The 15,871-nt window shown below is 72.4% G+C and carries 11 protein-coding genes; 5 read left to right on the top strand and 6 right to left on the bottom strand.

The genetic code is table 11. The features are described 5' to 3' along the window. Positions 1-115: 115 nt before the first annotated feature. Positions 116-1,813: a hydrogenase maturation protein gene (locus tag ASC99_RS02810; RefSeq protein WP_057227701.1), complete on the top strand. Its 1,698-nt coding sequence runs from the start codon at positions 116-118 to the stop codon at positions 1,811-1,813. Between the two features lie 67 nt (positions 1,814-1,880). Here ASC99_RS02810 and ASC99_RS02805 read toward each other — a convergent pair whose 3' ends face one another. Then, positions 1,881-2,660 (bottom strand): MHYT domain-containing protein, encoded by a 780-nt coding sequence (locus ASC99_RS02805; protein ID WP_057227700.1) that lies wholly within the window; start codon positions 2,658-2,660, stop codon positions 1,881-1,883. 237 nt (positions 2,661-2,897) lie between these two features. On the opposite strand from ASC99_RS02805, the gene ASC99_RS02800 reads away from it, so the two are divergent. Further along, on the top strand, positions 2,898-3,338 hold the full coding sequence (locus ASC99_RS02800; RefSeq protein WP_157531337.1) for a MarR family transcriptional regulator: 441 nt from the start codon (positions 2,898-2,900) through the stop codon (positions 3,336-3,338). 233 nt (positions 3,339-3,571) lie between these two features. Continuing rightward, on the top strand, positions 3,572-4,987 hold the full coding sequence (locus ASC99_RS02795) for an MFS transporter (protein WP_369824302.1): 1,416 nt from the start codon (positions 3,572-3,574) through the stop codon (positions 4,985-4,987). A 22-nt stretch (positions 4,988-5,009) separates the two neighbouring features. Here ASC99_RS02795 and ASC99_RS02790 read toward each other — a convergent pair whose 3' ends face one another. Beyond that, a complete protein-coding gene (locus tag ASC99_RS02790; protein WP_057227695.1) occupies positions 5,010-5,318 on the bottom strand; it encodes a GNAT family N-acetyltransferase in 309 nt (102 codons plus the stop codon). Positions 5,319-5,375: 57 nt separating this feature from the next. Here ASC99_RS02790 and thpR point away from each other — a divergent pair, with 57 nt between their 5' ends. Together thpR and ASC99_RS02780 are read left to right on the top strand one after the other, a co-directional pair. Then, positions 5,376-5,966, top strand: a complete 591-nt coding sequence (gene thpR / locus ASC99_RS02785) for an RNA 2',3'-cyclic phosphodiesterase (RefSeq protein WP_057227693.1) — start codon at positions 5,376-5,378, stop codon at positions 5,964-5,966. 122 nt (positions 5,967-6,088) lie between these two features. Beyond that, positions 6,089-7,027, top strand: coding sequence for a LysR family transcriptional regulator (locus ASC99_RS02780; protein ID WP_057227691.1), 939 nt, complete (start codon positions 6,089-6,091; stop codon positions 7,025-7,027). A gap of 42 nt (positions 7,028-7,069) precedes the next feature. Here the strand turns inward: ASC99_RS02780 and fxsT are convergent, their stop codons facing one another. The 4 genes from fxsT to ASC99_RS02760 form a co-directional block, all read right to left on the bottom strand. Beyond that, positions 7,070-11,074, bottom strand: coding sequence for an FxSxx-COOH system tetratricopeptide repeat protein (gene fxsT / locus ASC99_RS02775; protein ID WP_082598028.1), 4,005 nt, complete (start codon positions 11,072-11,074; stop codon positions 7,070-7,072). Beyond that, positions 11,071-12,483: a TIR-like protein FxsC gene (locus tag ASC99_RS02770; protein WP_057227689.1), complete on the bottom strand. Its 1,413-nt coding sequence runs from the start codon at positions 12,481-12,483 to the stop codon at positions 11,071-11,073. The genes fxsT and ASC99_RS02770 overlap by 4 nt, the downstream gene beginning before the upstream one ends. 117 nt (positions 12,484-12,600) lie before the next feature. Next, complete coding sequence (locus ASC99_RS02765) at positions 12,601-13,389, bottom strand: aminoglycoside N(3)-acetyltransferase (RefSeq protein ID WP_057227687.1); 789 nt, start codon at positions 13,387-13,389, stop codon at positions 12,601-12,603. A gap of 90 nt (positions 13,390-13,479) precedes the next feature. Further along, on the bottom strand, positions 13,480-15,840 hold the full coding sequence (locus ASC99_RS02760; protein WP_057227685.1) for an FxsB family cyclophane-forming radical SAM/SPASM peptide maturase: 2,361 nt from the start codon (positions 15,838-15,840) through the stop codon (positions 13,480-13,482). Positions 15,841-15,871 lie beyond the last annotated feature (31 nt).

Here is a 15,871-nt window from a genome sequence, read left to right as displayed (position 1 = left end):
GTTCGAGTCGGCATGGACATGCTTGGATGAGGCTCGCGCGGGGCTCGGGGGCGGGGCTGAGCAGGGCGTGAACGGGGGGTGTTCGCGGTACTGCTGACCTGCCGTCGGAGGGCAAATGCGCATTCTGCTGATCGCCAGTGCTTTCAACAGCCTGACCCAGCGCGTCCATGTGGAGCTGCGGGAGCGCGGCCACACGCTCGGGGTCGAACTCGCGCTGGGGGACGAGGCGGTACGGGCCGGGGTGGCCCGGTTCCAGCCCGACCTGATCCTGGCGCCGATGCTGACCCGGGCGATACCCGAGGACATCTGGCAGCGGCACCCGGTGCTGATCGTGCACCCGGGGCCGAAGGGTGACCGGGGGCCGTCCTCGCTGGACTGGGCGATCCACCAGGGTGCGGCGGAGTGGGGTGTGACGGTGCTTCAGGCGGTGGCGGAGATGGATGCGGGGCCGATCTGGGCCTCGGTGCCGTTCACCGTCCGGGCCGGCGGGAAGAGCGAGTTGTACCGGAACGAGGTCGCGGACGCGGCGGTCGAGGCGGTGCTGCTGGCGGTCGAGCGGTTCGCGGGCGGCTGGTACGGGCCCGAGCCGCTGGACTACTCCCAGTGGGACGTCACCGGGCAGCTCCGCCCGTACCACGCGCAGGAGTTCCGGCGGATCGACTGGGCCGCGGACGACACCGCGACGGTGCTGCGCAAGCTGCGGGCGGCGGACAGTCAGCCGGGGGTGCTGGACACCCTGATGGGCCGGGAGTACTTCCTGCACGGCGGCTGTGCGGAGGACGAACTGCGCGGCAGGCCGGGCGACTTGATCGCCAGCCGGGACGGTGCGGTGTGCCGGGCCACGGTGGACGGGGCGGTCTGGATCCCGCAGCTGCGGCCGCGCCGGGAGGCGGGCGGTCCGCCCACCTTCAAGCTGCCCGCCGCGCGGGTGCTCGGGCCCGCGCTGGTACTGGCGGGCGTACCGGAGGTGCCGGTCACGCCCGAGCGGGCGGCCGGGCGGCAGACCTGGTCGGAGATCCGCTACCGGGAGGCGGGGGAGGTCGGGTACCTGGAGTTCGGGTTCCCCGGTGGTGCGATGAGTACGGCGCAGTGCCGTCGGCTGCTGGCGGCGTACCGGGCGGCGGTGGCGCGGCCGACGTCGGTGCTGGTGCTGGGGCCGTCGCGGGACTTCTTCTCCAACGGCATCCATCTGAACGTGATCGAGGCGGCCGGCGATCCGGCGGCGGAGTCCTGGGCGAACATCAACGCGATGGACGACCTGGTCGAGGCGATCCTGACCAGTACCGACAAGTACGTGGTGGCGGCGCCGGCCGGGAACGCGGCGGCCGGCGGCCTGATGCTGGCGCTGGCGGCCGACGAGGTGTGGTGCCGGGCCTCGGCGGTGCTCAATCCGCACTACCGGCTGATGGGGCTGTACGGCTCCGAGTACTGGACCTACACGCTGCCGCGGCGGGTCGGCGCCGAGCAGGCGGAGCGGCTGACCGCGGCCGCGTTGCCGGTCGGGCCCCGGGAGGCGCTGGCGCTCGGGTTGGTGGACCGGGTGGGTGGTGGTGACTCGACGGCGTTCCGGGGCTGGGTGCAGGAGCAGGCCGACCTGCTGGCCAGGTCGGGCGAGTTGGCGGCCCGGCTGCTGGCGAAGAAGCAGCGGCGGGTCGACGACGAGGCGGTCAAGCCGCTGGCGGCGTACCGCGCCGAGGAGTTGGCCAGGATGCGGCACAACTTCCTCGACCCGGGCGAGAGTTACCACCAGCTGCGGCGGGCCTTCGTGCACAAGAGCTGCCCGGCCGAGACCCCGGCGCACCTGCGCGGCTGACACCCGAGAGCGCTGACACGAAAGCAGGGCCCCCGCCGGGCAGCGGCGGGGGCCCTGCTGGTCCGGGTTACCGAGCCCGGACGGTGAGGGGCGCGGCCGGGCCGAGGAAGACCGAGGGACGTCCGGTCTGCTTGCTCGGGGCGACGGCGAACGCCAGTGCACTGGAGAACACGTAGGTGCCGAGGCCGACGGCGAGCGGGAAGACGAACTGCAGCCCGATCACCCCGGGCGGCGTGGTGCGGACCGCCGAGAGCTGGACGCTGATCGCGGTCATGCCGGTGTAGTGCATCGCGCAGACCGCGACCCCCATCACCGGTGCGGCGGCCAGCACGGCCGCGGTGCCCTGGATGTTCAGCGCGGCCCAGAGCGCGGCGGTCGCCGCGAAGATCGCGATGCCGACCGAGACCGCCACCGTGGTGGTGTCGTACGCGATGGTGCCGGAGACCCGCATCGCGGCCATCCCGAGGTAGTGCATGGCGGCCACCCCGAGCCCGGTGGCCACACCGCCGGCCAGCAGCGAGCCGACCGGCCGGCTGCTGTAGCCGACGGTGAAGATGCCGGCGCCGACCACCAGGATGGCGACCACCAGGCTGAGCACGGTGAGCGGGACGTTGTAGCGGATCTCGGCGCCGCGGACCGCGAAGCCGAGCATCGCGATGAAGTGCATGCTCCAGATGCCGAGGCCGAGCGATATCGAGGCGAAGGTGAGCCAGTTCCGTCTGGTCCGGCCCTCGGTGAGCAGCGCCCACCGGGTGCTGCGGAGGGCGAGCAGGGCCCCGAGGCAGGCAGCCAAGTAGGAGATCGCCGGGGTGACCCAGCCGTGGACAGCGTGGTCGATGTGACCCAAGAAGACTCCCTGGACGGGGGTGGGGTGCACTGTGCCGGCGTGCTGTGTTCCTGACAACCTGGAGGCTAACGGTGGGTCAGAATCAGGGCAACCTTGGGGGATTTGGTGAACTCCCAGGTCAGGGTGGGTCCTTCACGAGTACGCCAAGAGCTGGGCACGAAGTCCTGACGGGATGTCCAGCCTTCCTGGCGACCCGCGGATATGAGTTTTTATTAGCGAGAGTAATGAGATAGGCTAATGACTATGCCCGAGATGTCCGAGGAGGACCTCGCAGCGGTCAGCCAGCTGCGTTCGTCCGCCATGCGCCTTTCCCGCCGGTTGCGACACCAGCGGGTCGAGGAGTCGTTGAGCCCCACCGAGATCGGGGTGCTCGGCACCCTCGGCAGGTGCGGCAAGGCCACCCCTGGTGAGCTCGCCAGGAAGGAACACGTCCAGCCGCCGTCGATGACCCGGATCATCGCGATGCTGGAGGAGAAGGGCCTGGTCCGGCGCGAGCCGCACCCGGAGGACCGCCGGCAGGTGGTGGTCAGTGCCACCGAGCAGGCGGAGGCGATCCTCGCGGAGAGCCGCCGCAGGCGGAACGCCTGGCTGGCCGAACTGGCCCAGGGGCTGACCGAGGAGGAGTGGGCGGTACTCAAGGAGGCCGCACCCGTCCTCTACAAGCTGGCCCACTTCTAGGACCTTGTAGGACTCGCAGGACTCGTCGGGACCGGAAGAAGGAGTACCGCATCACCGCATCACACAACCGAGCAAGCAGCAGCGTGACCCTGGCCACCGCCGTGGTCGCGCTTCGAGGGGAGAGCACCGTGACACCGCCGGCCGCCATCAGCGCCGCCATCCGTACCGACGACTCGACGACCGATTCGGCAGCGACCACCGCTGCCCCAGCCGAGAGCCTGGCGCCGACCCCCGTGGGTCTGCCGGGCAGCGGCGACGACGACCCCGACGAACGCACCGCGGCGGCACCGACCGCCGCGTCCGCCCCGCTCCGGAAGGCACCGGAAGGGGACGGCCCCACAGGGGCCCGCTTCACCCGGCCCGGTGGGATGTTCTCCTCCCTGCGGGTCCGCAACTACCGCTACTACTTCGCCGGTCAGGTGGTCTCAAACACCGGCACCTGGATGCAGCGGATCGCCCAGGACTGGCTGGTGCTCAGCCTGACCGGCAGCCCGCTCGCGGTCGGCATCACGACGGCGATGCAGTTCCTCCCGATGCTGCTGCTCGGCCTCTGGGGCGGCGTACTGGCCGACCGGCTGCCCAAGCGGCGGCTGCTGATCGCCACCCAGGGCGCGATGGGCCTGCTGGCCGTCGGCCTCGCGGTGCTCACCATCTCCGGCGCGGTCACCGCCGGGTACGTCTACGTCTTCGCGCTGCTGCTCGGCCTGGTCACGGTGGTGGACAACCCCACCCGGCAGGCCTTCGTCAGCGAGATGGTGCCCGCCAAGGACCTGGCCAACGCGGTCAGCCTGAACGCCGCCAACTTCCAGACCGCCCGGCTGATCGGTCCGGCGGTGGCCGGTCTGCTGATCGCCGCGGTCGGCAGCGGCTGGGCCTTCGCGGTCAACGCGCTGTCGTTCGCCGCCGTGATCGGCGGCCTGCTGGCGATGCGTACGAGTGAACTGCGTCCGACCGAGCCGGTGGCCCGGCAGAGCGGTCAACTCCGGGAGGGGCTCCGGTATGTGAAGGAGCGTCCGGAGTTGCTCTGGCCGATGGTGCTGGCCGGTTTCATCGGGACCTTCGGGTTCAACTTCCCGACCCTGCTGTCGGGGTTCGCCTACGGCACCTTCCACGTGGGTGCCGGGCAGTACGGCCTGCTGAACACCGCGATGGCGGTCGGTTCGCTGGCCGGTGCGCTGCTCGCCGCCCGGCGCGGGGTGCCCCGGCTGCGCCGGCTGGTCGGCGCCGCGCTGGTCTTCGGTGCGCTGGAGGTGCTGGCCGCCTTCGCCCCCGGGTACTGGTCGTTCGCGCTGCTGCTGACCGTGATCGGGGTCTTCGGCCTGACCTTCAACACCTCGGTCAACTCGATGATCCAGCTGTCCACCGACCCCGAGATGCGCGGCCGGGTGAGCGGGCTGCTGGTGCTGGTCTTCACCGGCGGCACGCCCATCGGCGCCCCGGTGGTCGGCTGGGTGACCGACGTCTACGGGCCCCGGCTCGGCCTGCTGGCCTGCGGCGCGGTCTCCGCGCTGGCCGCCCTGGTGGTCGGCCTGGTGCTGGCCCGGGCCGCCGACCTCAAGGTCCGGGTCGACCTGCACCGGGGCTCCCGGGTGGTGGCCTTCGTGCCGCGCACCCCGGTCCGGGTCCGGGAGCTGGCCACCGCCTGCTGACGGTCGGTCGGGTGACCCGGTCTCAGAGCCTGATCTCCAGGACCTGACCGGGCCACCGGCGGCCGTCGTCCAGGGTGACCTCGAACGCCTCGGCCGGGGTGAAGCCGAGCCGCTGGTACTGCGCCACCAGCCGTCGGTCGTCGCCCGCGTAGCAGTCCACCCGCACGGCCGAAAGCCCGCGGCGGCGGGCCTCGGCCAGCGCGTCCGCGACCAGCGCCGCGCCCACGCCGGTGCCGCGGGCGGCCCGGTCGGTGACCAGCCAGACCACGGCGCCGTCGAGCAGGGCCAGGATCGCGGGGGCGTCGGCGGGGCCGCCGGTGTGGATCTGCATGTAAGCCCGACCGGCAAATGTTTCTACCAGGCGGTACCCGTGGCCGATCATGGAGGTATGAGGCTCTTCGTGGCGGTGAATCCGCCGGTGGTCGCGGTACAGGAACTGGCCGATGCGGTGGCGCCGCTGCGCGAGCTGCCGGGGGCGGAGCGGCTGCGCTGGAGCGGGGTCGACGGGTGGCACCTGACGCTGGCCTTCCTGGGCGAGCTGCCGGTGACCGAACTGCCCGGGCTGACCGGGCTGCTGGCCCGGGTGGCCGAGGAGCACGGTGCACACCGGCTGCGGCTGGCCGGGGGCGGCTGCTTCGGCGACCGGGTGCTCTGGGCCGGGGTGGACGGGGAGGTCTGGGCGCTCCGCCGACTGGCCGAGGCGGTCCGCGAGGGGGTCGGTGAACTCGGCATCGAGACCGACCAGTTCGGCTTCCATCCGCATCTGACGCTGGCCCGGGCGGGCTCCTCGCAGGGCCGTCGGCGGGCCTCCCGGCGGTCCGACGCGGGCGATCTGCAGGCGCTGGCCGGTGCGCTGGACGGCTTCCGGGGCAGTGAGTGGCGGGCCGGTGAGGTCTGTCTGATGCGTAGCGAGACGGGCATTGGCCCGTCCCGCTACACGGTGCTGGAGCGCCTGCCGCTGGCGGACTGGACCGCCTGACCCGGTGCCGGAGCGAGTCCGCCGCAGTGGCCGGGTTTCGCCCGGGTGGCCGGATGGTGCCAGCAGCGATCGCGGGCGACGGCTCCCTTGTCGGCGGGAGTCGTCGCCCGTACGTTCGTCGGATGGAGCTGGAGCTGCGCCACCTGCGGACCATCCGGGCGATCGCCGAGGCGGGCAGCCTGACCAAGGCCTCGGTCTCGCTGGGTCTGGCCCAGCCCGCGCTGAGTACCCAACTCAAGCGGATTGAGCGGCTGTTGGGCGGCACCCTGTTCGAGCGCAGTCGGGAGGGGGTGTCGCCGACCCCGCTCGGCGAGCTGGTGCTGGACCGGGCCAAGGTGCTGCTGCCCGCCGCGCGGGAGCTCCAGGAGGAGGCCGTCCGGTTCGCCAACGCGCTCGGTGGACCGCCCCGGTTCCGGCTCGGCGCCACCCACGGACCGCTGCTCGGCGCCCTGGTGGACCGGCTGATGGCCGAGTACCCGGGCGCCGCCGTGACCACCGCCACCTCCTGGTCCATCCAGCAGCTCACCGGACAAGTGGCGGGCGGGCGGCTGGACTTCGCGCTGGTCGGGGTCTGCGGGGAGAGCAAGCCGCAGGGTGACGACCGGCTGGCCTGGCGGGAGATCGGTACCGATCCGGTGTTCGCGATGCTGGCCGACGACCATCCGCTGGCCGGAGAGCCGGAACTGACCCTGTGCCAACTGGCCGACGAGCAGTGGACGATGGCGCCGGGGGAGGGCTGCTTCGGGGACTGCTTCTCGGCGGCCTGCAGCCGGGCCGGGTTCACCCCGCTGCCGATGTACGAGACCGACACCGCCTCCTGCGTGCACCTGGTGCAGGTGGGGCGGGCGGTCGGCCTCTGCCGCGCCACCTTCCCGCCCACCGCCGGGCTGGTCACCGTCCCGTTGGCGGGTTCCCCGCTGACCTGGCGCCACCTGCTCGGCTGGCACCCCGCCGCCGGCGCGGCCGGGACCGCCGACGAGGTCACCGGCTACGCCCGCACCGCGCACGCCGAGGCCGCCGGGCGCAGCCCCTCGTACGCCAGTTGGCTGGCCGCCCGGTAGACACCTGGGGGGTGCCGGCCGGGCGGTGAGCCTGACGCGAACTCAGACCGGTTGCGGCTCCAGATCGCGGTTGATCCGGCGCCAGCCCCGGGCCGAGACGGTGTTGGGGTGTTCCTCGCCGAACAGGCGGAGCAGCTCGGACAGCGCGTGCTCGCGGAGTTCGGCGGCCTGGGCGGGGCTGGACTTGCGCAGGGTGACCGCGAGGTTGGACTCGCAGGCGATCGCGTCCGGGTGGGCGGGGCCGTACCGGTTGCACAGGCCGGTGTAGGCGGCCCGCTCCAACTCCTCGGCCTTGGCGGGCAGTCCGCCGTCGCCGTACGCGTTGGCCAGGTTGATCATCGCGTTCATGGTGAACGGGTGGTCGGGGCCGAGCACCGCCCGGAGGTTCTGCACGGTGTGCGTGCCGCGCCGGATCGCCGCGTCGACGTCGCCGCTGCCGCGCAGGTAGATGCCGAGGTTGTTCTCGCAGGCCAGGGTGAACGGGTGCTCGTCACCGAACAGCCGCTGGTGCCCCTCGTAGACGGTGGTGGCCAGGTCCCGGGCGGCCTCCTTGTCGCCGGAGGCGCTGTGGTCGGCGGCCAGGTTGAGCGCGCAGGCCAGGGTGTCCGCCGCCTCCGCGCCGAACCGGTCCAGGTAGCGCTCGTAGGTCTGCATGGTGAGCTGCCTGGCCTCCCGCAGGTGGCCGTCCCGACGGAGCGACACCGCAAGGGACTTGGCGTTGCGCAGGTTCTCCGGCAGGTCGGCCTGGAGCACGTCGGCGAGCTCCTCGGTGACCTCCCGCAGCAGCTCGATCGACCCCTTGTAGTCGCCGATCTCGCGCAGGTCGCGGGCCAGGTTGGACTTGCTGGAGAGGGTGTACGGGTGCCTCGGGCCGAGCACCGCGGCCCGCCGGTCGTAGGTGTCCTGGTCCAGGTCGCGGGCGGCCTCGCTGTCGCCGACCAGGCGGTAGTCGATGGCCAGGTTGTTGGCGATCGACAGGGTGCGGGCGTTCTCCTCGCCGAACAGCTCGCGGAACTGGCCGTACGTCTCCAGGTCGAGGTCGAGCGCCTCCTGGAACCGGCCGAGTGCGCGCAGGTCGGCGCCGAGCGATCCCGCGGTCATCAGGGTGTACGGGTTGTGCTCGCCGAGCAGGGCCTTCTGCCCGGCCAGGGTGCGCTCGTCGAGGGAGCGGGCGTCGGCGAAGTTGCCCTGCGAGCGGACCACGTTGGCGAGTTGGAAGTTGAGGCTGAGCACCTGGCGCCGCAGGTGCCGGGCCTCGCCCTCGTCCTGCTCGCCGCCGAGCCGGCTGGTCCAGGTGGCGTCGAGCTGTTCGGCGAGGGTGCGGGCCTTGTCGAGGTCGGTGCGCTTCCAGAGGTAGCGGACCCGGTCGATCAGCAGTTCGCGGGTCTCGCGCTCGTCGCAGTCCTGGGCCCTGGAGGGGGCCAGGTGCGGCCAGATCTTCTCGAACCGGGGCCAGTTGGCGGGGTTGTCGGTGTCGCCGAGCGCCGGACGGGCGCCGACCAGGATGCGGTGCACCTCGTGCATCGCCGCTTCGCGGGCGTTGTCGTCCATCTCGGAGCGGACCACGGCCTGCACCAGCCGGTGCACCTGGAAGCTGTTGCTGCCGGCGTCGACCTTGGCGAGCGCGTACCGGCCGACCGCCTGGATCACCTTGCCGAGCATGAAGACGTCGCTGAGGTCCTCGTCGTACCTCACCAGCGACCTGATCATCTGGTCGCTGTAGAACAGGTCCATCGAGATCGGCTCGGGGGCGAAGAACGCGCAGAGCTGCAACAGCCGCACGGCCGCCGGGGACTGCTCGCGCAGGCGGGCGATCGAGACGTTCCAGGTGGCCCCGACCGGGGTCGGGTAGTCGGCCGGGCGGCCGACCGCGAGCGCCCGGGTGGCCTCCTGCTGGAGCTGGCGGACGTAGGTGTCGACGGGGGTGCGGGTGGTGTCCAGCCAGGCGGCCGCCACCTCGACCGCCAGCGGTAGGTCGCCGACCGCCTCGGCCACCCGGTCGGCGTCGGCCCGGGACAGGCCCCGGGTGCGCCGGGTGAGGTGCTCGACGCTCTCACCACGGGTGAAGACGTCCACCCCGAGCACCCCGGCCTGGCCGGACCAGGCCTGGTTCCGCGAGGTGACCAGGATGTGCCCGGAGCCGCCGGGGAAGAACCGGCGGATCTCGCCCGGCTCGTCGGCGTTGTCGAAGATCAGCAGCCAGCGCGAGGTCGGGTTGCCCCGGCGCAGCGCCTCCCTGGCCGCCTCGGCCGCCTCGTTGACACTGTCGCCGACCCGCAGCCCGAGCCGCGCCGCCAGGTCGGACAGCGCGGTCGGGATCAGGTCGGTCTGCTCGGCGTCGATCCACCAGACCAGGTCGTAGTGCGACATGTACCGGTGCGCGTACTCCAGTGCCAGCTGGGACTTGCCGACACCGCCGAGCCCGTACAGCGTCTGCGGGGTCGGCAGCACCACCATCGGCCCGCCGACCAGCTGTTCGCGCAGCTCCTCCAGCACCTTGGCCCGGCCGGTGAAGGAGGGGTTGCGCTGCGGCACCGACCAGTACGAGGGCCGGGTGCCGGGGAAGCGCGGGATCGGCACCTCGGCGTCGATGTCGGCGTCCGCCCGGCCGAGCGCGCGGAGCAGGATCGCGGCGGCCTGGCTCTCGTCCCGGCCGACCAGGTCGACCGGGTTGCGGCTGACGAACGGTGCGTTCAGCCGGACGTCGCTGACCCGGACCGGGACGATCTGGCGACGGCTGCCCGAGGGGTCGAAACCGCCCATCGAGTCCCACAGCGCCCGGGCCTGAGGGGCCCTCAGATAGGCGGCGGAGAGCACCGCGACGGTCCGGTTGGCGGCGTCGATGCCGCGCTCGGTCTCCTGCCGGGTGTCCGCCCCCGCCCCGATGTCCCGGGGCACCACCCGGAATCCGGCGCTCTCCAGCACGGCGGCGATCCAGTCCGCCCAGATCCGGTCCTCGGGGACGAAGGACAGGTAGAGGTCGGCGGGCACGGTCGGCCGCCGCCGGGTGTACGCCTCCACCCAGTGCAGTCGGACGTCCTCGTCCAGCGGCGGCAGCGCGGTCACCCGGCCCTTGGTCAGCACCGAGGTGAGCCGCTCGCAGGCGGCCAGCATCGAGGTCGGGGTGCCGGTCTGGTCGCCGAAGGTGGCCAGGATCTCCTCGTAGGCGTAGAACGGCCGGTACGGGATCTCCACCGAGCCCCAGTAGTGCGCGAGTTCCTCCTCGACCAGCCCCTCGGGCAGCCCGGAGAACCGCAGCCGGGCCAGCGCCCGGCCGGCGTCCGCCTTCTCCTTCTCGCCCTCGTCGATCCGCATCGGCACCGGCAGGATGCGGATCGCCCGCTCCCGGTAGCGGTCGTTGATGTGCTGGGCGATCTTCGAGGCGCCCTCGATGCTCTGGTCGCTCAGGGTGAAGCAGACCACCAGGTCGTCCGGCATCTGCACGGTGCAGATCTCGGCGATGTCGGACAGGCCGGTCCGGCTGTCGATCAGGATGTAGTCGTAGCGGCGGCTCATGTCCCGCTTCAGGGCGTCGAAGAACTGCCCGCCGTCGAACCGGTCGTAGAACAGGTCCCAGTCGAGCCGGCCGACCACCTCGGAGTAGTCCCGGTTCAGCTGCCCGGCGGAGAGGAAGTCCAGGCTGCCGCCGGGCGGGAACCCGGGCCAGGAGAGCGAGAGCGCGTGCGGGTGGACCCGGGCGAAGTCCTGGTGCCAGCCCGGCGGGTGCTCGACCTCGCGGAGCGCCTCCTCCCGGTAGTCGGTGATCAGGTCCATCATCCCGGTGGTGCCCGCCAGCGCGCCCTGGTCGAGGAAAGGCCGGAAGAACTTGGCCAGGCCCGGCGCCTCCAGGTCCCAGTCCACGGTGAGCACCCGGAAGCCGTTGGCGGCCAGGATCCAGGCGGTGTTGGCCAGCGCCATGGTGCGGCCGGTGCCGCCCTTGTAGGAGTAGAAGGTCACCACCCGGCCCTGGCGGTCCTCGTTGGCCTGTGGCTCGGCGTCCTCCACCGGGTCGGCCATCCGGAGCTTCCTGGTCGGCTTGTCGGTCATAGCTCTCCTCCCCCGAAGGCGATCCCCGGGGGAGAATCGTCCTCCTCGTGATAGCGCGGCTGGTCGCTGTCCCGGTCGTCCCGGCTCCAGGGCCGACGCGGTGGCGGCTCGTCCCCGGCACTCGGCGGCAGCTCGAAGGCCCGGCGCAGGCTCGGCCTGCTGGTGCCCGAACTACCGTTCCCTTCGGGCTGGTTGCTCTGTCCGTTCGGTGGTCTCGAACTCTCCTCGAAGGCGTACTTGGCCCGCATCACCGCCCGCGGCAGCGCGGCCTCGAACTCCTCCAGGGTGCCCAGCTCGGTCGGGGTGCCGTGGAAACTCGGCCGGCTGTCCCGGTGCTGGGAGCGCAGCGTGCGGGCGCTCAGCTCGGTCAGCGTCTCACCGTCCGCGACACAGTCCGGGTCGGTGCTGTTCCACGGCTCCAGCACGCTCACCCAGGACGGGTTGCGCCGGTCGAAGTCCACCACCGCCTCCCGCCGGGTCTCGTCCCGCAGTGCCCAGCGGTCCAGCAGCAGCAGCCCGGGAGCGGTCGGCGGGCCCTCGGCGAGGATCGCGGCCGCCTCGTCCTCGTACGCGTGCACGCTCGGCTCGAACCCCAACTGCCGTGCCACCCTGGCCGCGTGGTCGGCCAGCGGGCGGGACGAGGCGGGCTGGTACGGGCGCCAGTCGGTCGGGTGCGGGCCGTAGTAGTCCGGGTTTCGGTCCTCCGGCAGCTCGGCCTGCGGGTAGGAGAGCACCGAGATCCGGAGCTGCCGGGTGCGCGGGGTCGGGAAGGCGCTCGGCTGGGCCTGGAAGTCCAGCGGCCGGCCCGGCGGGATCACCGTGCTGGCCGCCACGTCCACGATCCGCTCGGCCAGCCGGTGCACGGCCAGCTCGTAGGCCCGGCGGAAGTAGCCGAGCCGCATCAGCGCGTACAGGCCCTCGGCCTCGTAGTCGGGGCCGAACCCCCGGTGGTTGAACTGGAGTTGCCGGGCCACCTCGGGCAGCTGGTGGTCGCTCATCGGAATCCACAGCACCGGCACGATGCCGGTCGGCCGCTCGGTGCTCTGCCGCTCCGGGAAGACCGGCCGCTGGACGAACGAGTGCCACTCCTGGCCGCAGGCCACGCTGGTGAAGTAGCGCGGCGAGTAGAGCGGCACGAAGACCCGGCAGCTGGCCAGCTCCTGGGACAGCCGCTCGGCCCACAACTGGCCCTGGTGCATGGACTGGTCCATGAAACCGACCGGTGACCCGCCGCGCAGGTCGGTCAGGTGCAGCACCTCGTCGCAGAGATCGTTGAAGAGGCGGTTCACCCACTGGTTGGGATCCCCTGCCCCGCCGGTGCGGGATCTGGGCACGTGCGCGTAGCTGAGAAAGAAGTACGGACGCTCCGTGTTCTCGTCCCACCCGCCAGGGTCGTCGTCGCCGTACACACGCGCCTCCCCCGAGACCATCCGGTGTGTTGGTGGTGCACCGTCTCAGACGTAGCCGGGGTGTGCTCAGTTCCCAGCCGCGTCTTTCCCCCACAGAGGGCCTTCAGTGTAGGAAGGTCAGGTTCTGGAATGGAATAGGGCGTTGTCCCGGAGGAACTTGTCGGCCACGTCGACCCCGTCCGCGATGTCCATCACGAAGCAGTCCGCAGCGCCCAGCCGGCCCCGGTGCAGGCTGGGCATCTCGCTCAGTACACCGGTCATCGGTTCGAAGTGCTCGTCCCGCAGGTGCACCGCGTCGAAGGACTGCCAGCGGCCGTTCGGCAGCACGCAGCTGTAGGTCTGGATCGGCGGATCGGGCTGCCGGTACTCCGCCAGATGCAGCGCCGTGCAGCACCAGACCGGTACACCGATCAGCAGGGCGCGGGCCCGGGCGGCGTACAGGCGGCCGATCGGGGAGGACTCGCCGAGGTGCGACTCGAGCGGGTGAGCGTCCGTCAGTTCGGCTGCCCGGCGGCCGATGGCGGCGAAGGAGGTCTGCGGGTGGTGGCTGCGGCGGGCGCCCGGGGTCTGCCGCAGGACTTCGGAGAAGTGGCCGAGAATGCGTGAGGTCGGGGTGGTGTCCGGGTCGAAGGGGGGGCGTGAATCCCAGTACGCCTGCTTCTGTTGGTCCGTCATCCCGTCGGTGGGGGCCAGCGAGAGGCGGGAGGTGTTCGAGTTCTCCGGGGTCGCGGTGTAGGCGACGACGGTGCCTTCGGGGCCGAGGACGTGTCGTAGTGCCGCCAGGAGGGTGGCCGGGCCGCCTTCGATCGGGCCGACGGCGCGGAGCGAGGACTGCACCAGCAGGGTTTCGCCCGGCGTGATGCCGAGGGACCGGAGGTCGCGCTCCAGTTCGTCGATGCCGGTCACGGGCGCTCTCTCCTTCAGTGGCACTACCTAGGGGCTCGGGGAACTGCGAGGAGGTCTGGCGCCGGGGTCACTGCGAAAGTGCCTGACCATTTACGCACGGATCACCTGTTCCGAGGTCGGCGTCGCAGTTCCCCGAGCCCCTGACCGTAGATGCCTGAGCGCCGTGCTCGACTGCATGCCTTCCACGAAGCGGGCGCCCAGGGGCGTCAGGGAGCCCGAGGCGGCCAGGGTTTCGACGGCGGCGGCGGTGTGGGTGTGCCAGGTGGTGTGCTGGGTGCGGGCGTGGGTGGCGGCGGGGCTGTCGAGGCCGACGTAGGCGTGGACCCGGGTGGCCCAGAACTCGGTGACGGCGAGGTGGGCGTAGGTGCCCTGGAGGAGGCCCTCCAGGGGGCGTGGGTCGGGGCGCCAGGGGGCGTGGAAGAGGCGCTCGTCGGCCGGGTCGTAGAGGTCGTGGAAGTCCAGCACGGCGCCGAGTTTGACGTGGTTGAACTCGTGCGCCAGCAGCAGCGCCAGGATCGGTGCGGTGCCTGGGCGGGCGATGCCGACCGCGCCGAAGGCCTGCCGGGCCGCCGCGCTGACGTCCCGTCCGGCGGGGCCCGGTCGGAGCGGGGTGAGGGTGCTGAGCCCGGCTCGCAGGCCGGCCGCGTGCTCGGGCAGGTCGCGGCCGAGCAGCTCCCAGGCCTCTCGCAGGCTGCCCGTCCAGGCCAGCAGCTCGCCGTCGGTCAGCCGGTCGGTGACCGGCCACTGGTGGCTGTCGCGCTGCGGGTCGGTGTCCTCCAGGGCGAGCGTCCAGCCGCCGGGCAGCGCGACCCGGCGGACGGGCTGCCAGGGGCCGGCGGCCGGGTCGTCCCAGCCCACCGTGACGTCCCGGACGGTGAACCCGTCCTTGGCGCCGCGCAGCACCGCCTCGCCCGCCCCGCCGACCTCGACCCGGCCCAGCGTCGGCAGGTGCACCGCACCGCCCCGGACCGGGACCGGCAGCTCGAACTCCCACCCGGCCCGGAGCGCGGCGGCGGCAGCCAGCTCGGCGAAGCCGCCGAGGTCGGCCCCGGGGTCACGGTCCAGGCAGCGCACCGCCCAGGCCCGGACGTACGGATGGCCGAGGGTGGCGTCCAGCGCGTCCGGCGCGGTGCTGTCCAACTCGGCCAGCAGCGCCCAGGGTTCCGGGGCGGAAGCCGAGAGGGCGGCCAGCAGCTTTCTGGTCAGCCCGAGTTGGGCCGAGGCCAGGGCTTGGACGGTGGACGCGCTGCCGTGCCCGGTGGCCAGCTCGGCCAACTGGGCCTCGGTGAGGGCCCCTTCGGACGGGCCCGGCTGGGCGGGGACGATGGCCGGGGGGGCGACCCGGTCCCGGATGGTGGTGATCAGCTTCATCAGATCCCCGCAGAAGACGGAGGGGTTGTCGAATCCATGGTCGCTCCGGTACCGGTGCGCGTACAGACCGCCGCCGCAGGAGCGGACCACGGGGCAGGCCCGGCAGTCCGCGCTCAGCCCGGCCAGACCGGACTGACGTTCCATCATGCCCGGGTGCCCGGCCACCTCGTCCAGGGTGTGCGCGAAGACGTCGAAGCCGGTCTCGGGCGCGCCGTCGTACGCCGTCTTGAGGCTGTCCGCCTGCTCCAGTGTGCCGTCGGTCTCGATCACCACCAGGTCGGCGGGGTCGAGGCCGAGCGACTCGGTGAGGCTGGAGCGGCCGCGCAGGGTGCGGTGCACCGAGTCGAAGATCCGGACCGGTACCGGGCGGCCCTGCGCCGTCCAGCGCCGGTGGATCGTCAGCAGCCAGTCGGCGTACGGGGCGGGCCCCGCACCGGAGGGACGTTTCGGCGGGTCGTCCCAGGTCGCGTGCGGGAGTAGGAAGTCGATCCGGGGCGGGGCGAGTTCGACCAGCGCGTCGTAGACGGCGACCGGGTCGTTCTCGACGTCGATGGTGCAGAGCAGCCCGGCGTACAGGTGGCGGTAAGCGGGGCGGCGGAGCAGCTCGACGGCGGCCAGCACCTTGCGGTGGCTGCTGCGGCCGTCGGCGTACCTGCGGTGCCGGTCGTTGGCGGCGCGGTCGCCGTCCAGCGAGATGCCGACCTTGATGTCCAGCTCGGCGAACAGGTCGCAGAACCGCTCGGACAGCTGGACGCCGTTGGTGTGGATGCGCAGGTCGAGCGCGCAGCCCGGGGGGAGGGCGGCGCGCAGCAGCTCGGCGGCCCGGCGCAGCACGGCGGGGCCCGCGAGCAGCGGCTCCCCGCCGTGCAGCACCACGTGGACGGCCGTCAGCCGGTGGGCCAGGGCATGCTCCGCGATGCGGTCGGCGGTCGCCGCGAGGACGCGCTCCGAGACGGTGCGCGGCTTGCCACGCCAACTGGTGTCGGCGTGCTCGTACACGTAGCAGTGATCACAGGACAGGTCACAGCGGCTGTGCACCTTGAGGACGAACTGCGAGAACGCCACGGGGGGACGGGACATGACGTGGTGTCGGCCGGCTGCGCGGGAGGCG

This window comes from Kitasatospora sp. Root107 (assembly GCF_001424875.1).
Classification (GTDB): domain Bacteria; phylum Actinomycetota; class Actinomycetes; order Streptomycetales; family Streptomycetaceae; genus Kitasatospora.
This window is presented reverse-complemented; position numbering and strand designations above follow the sequence as displayed.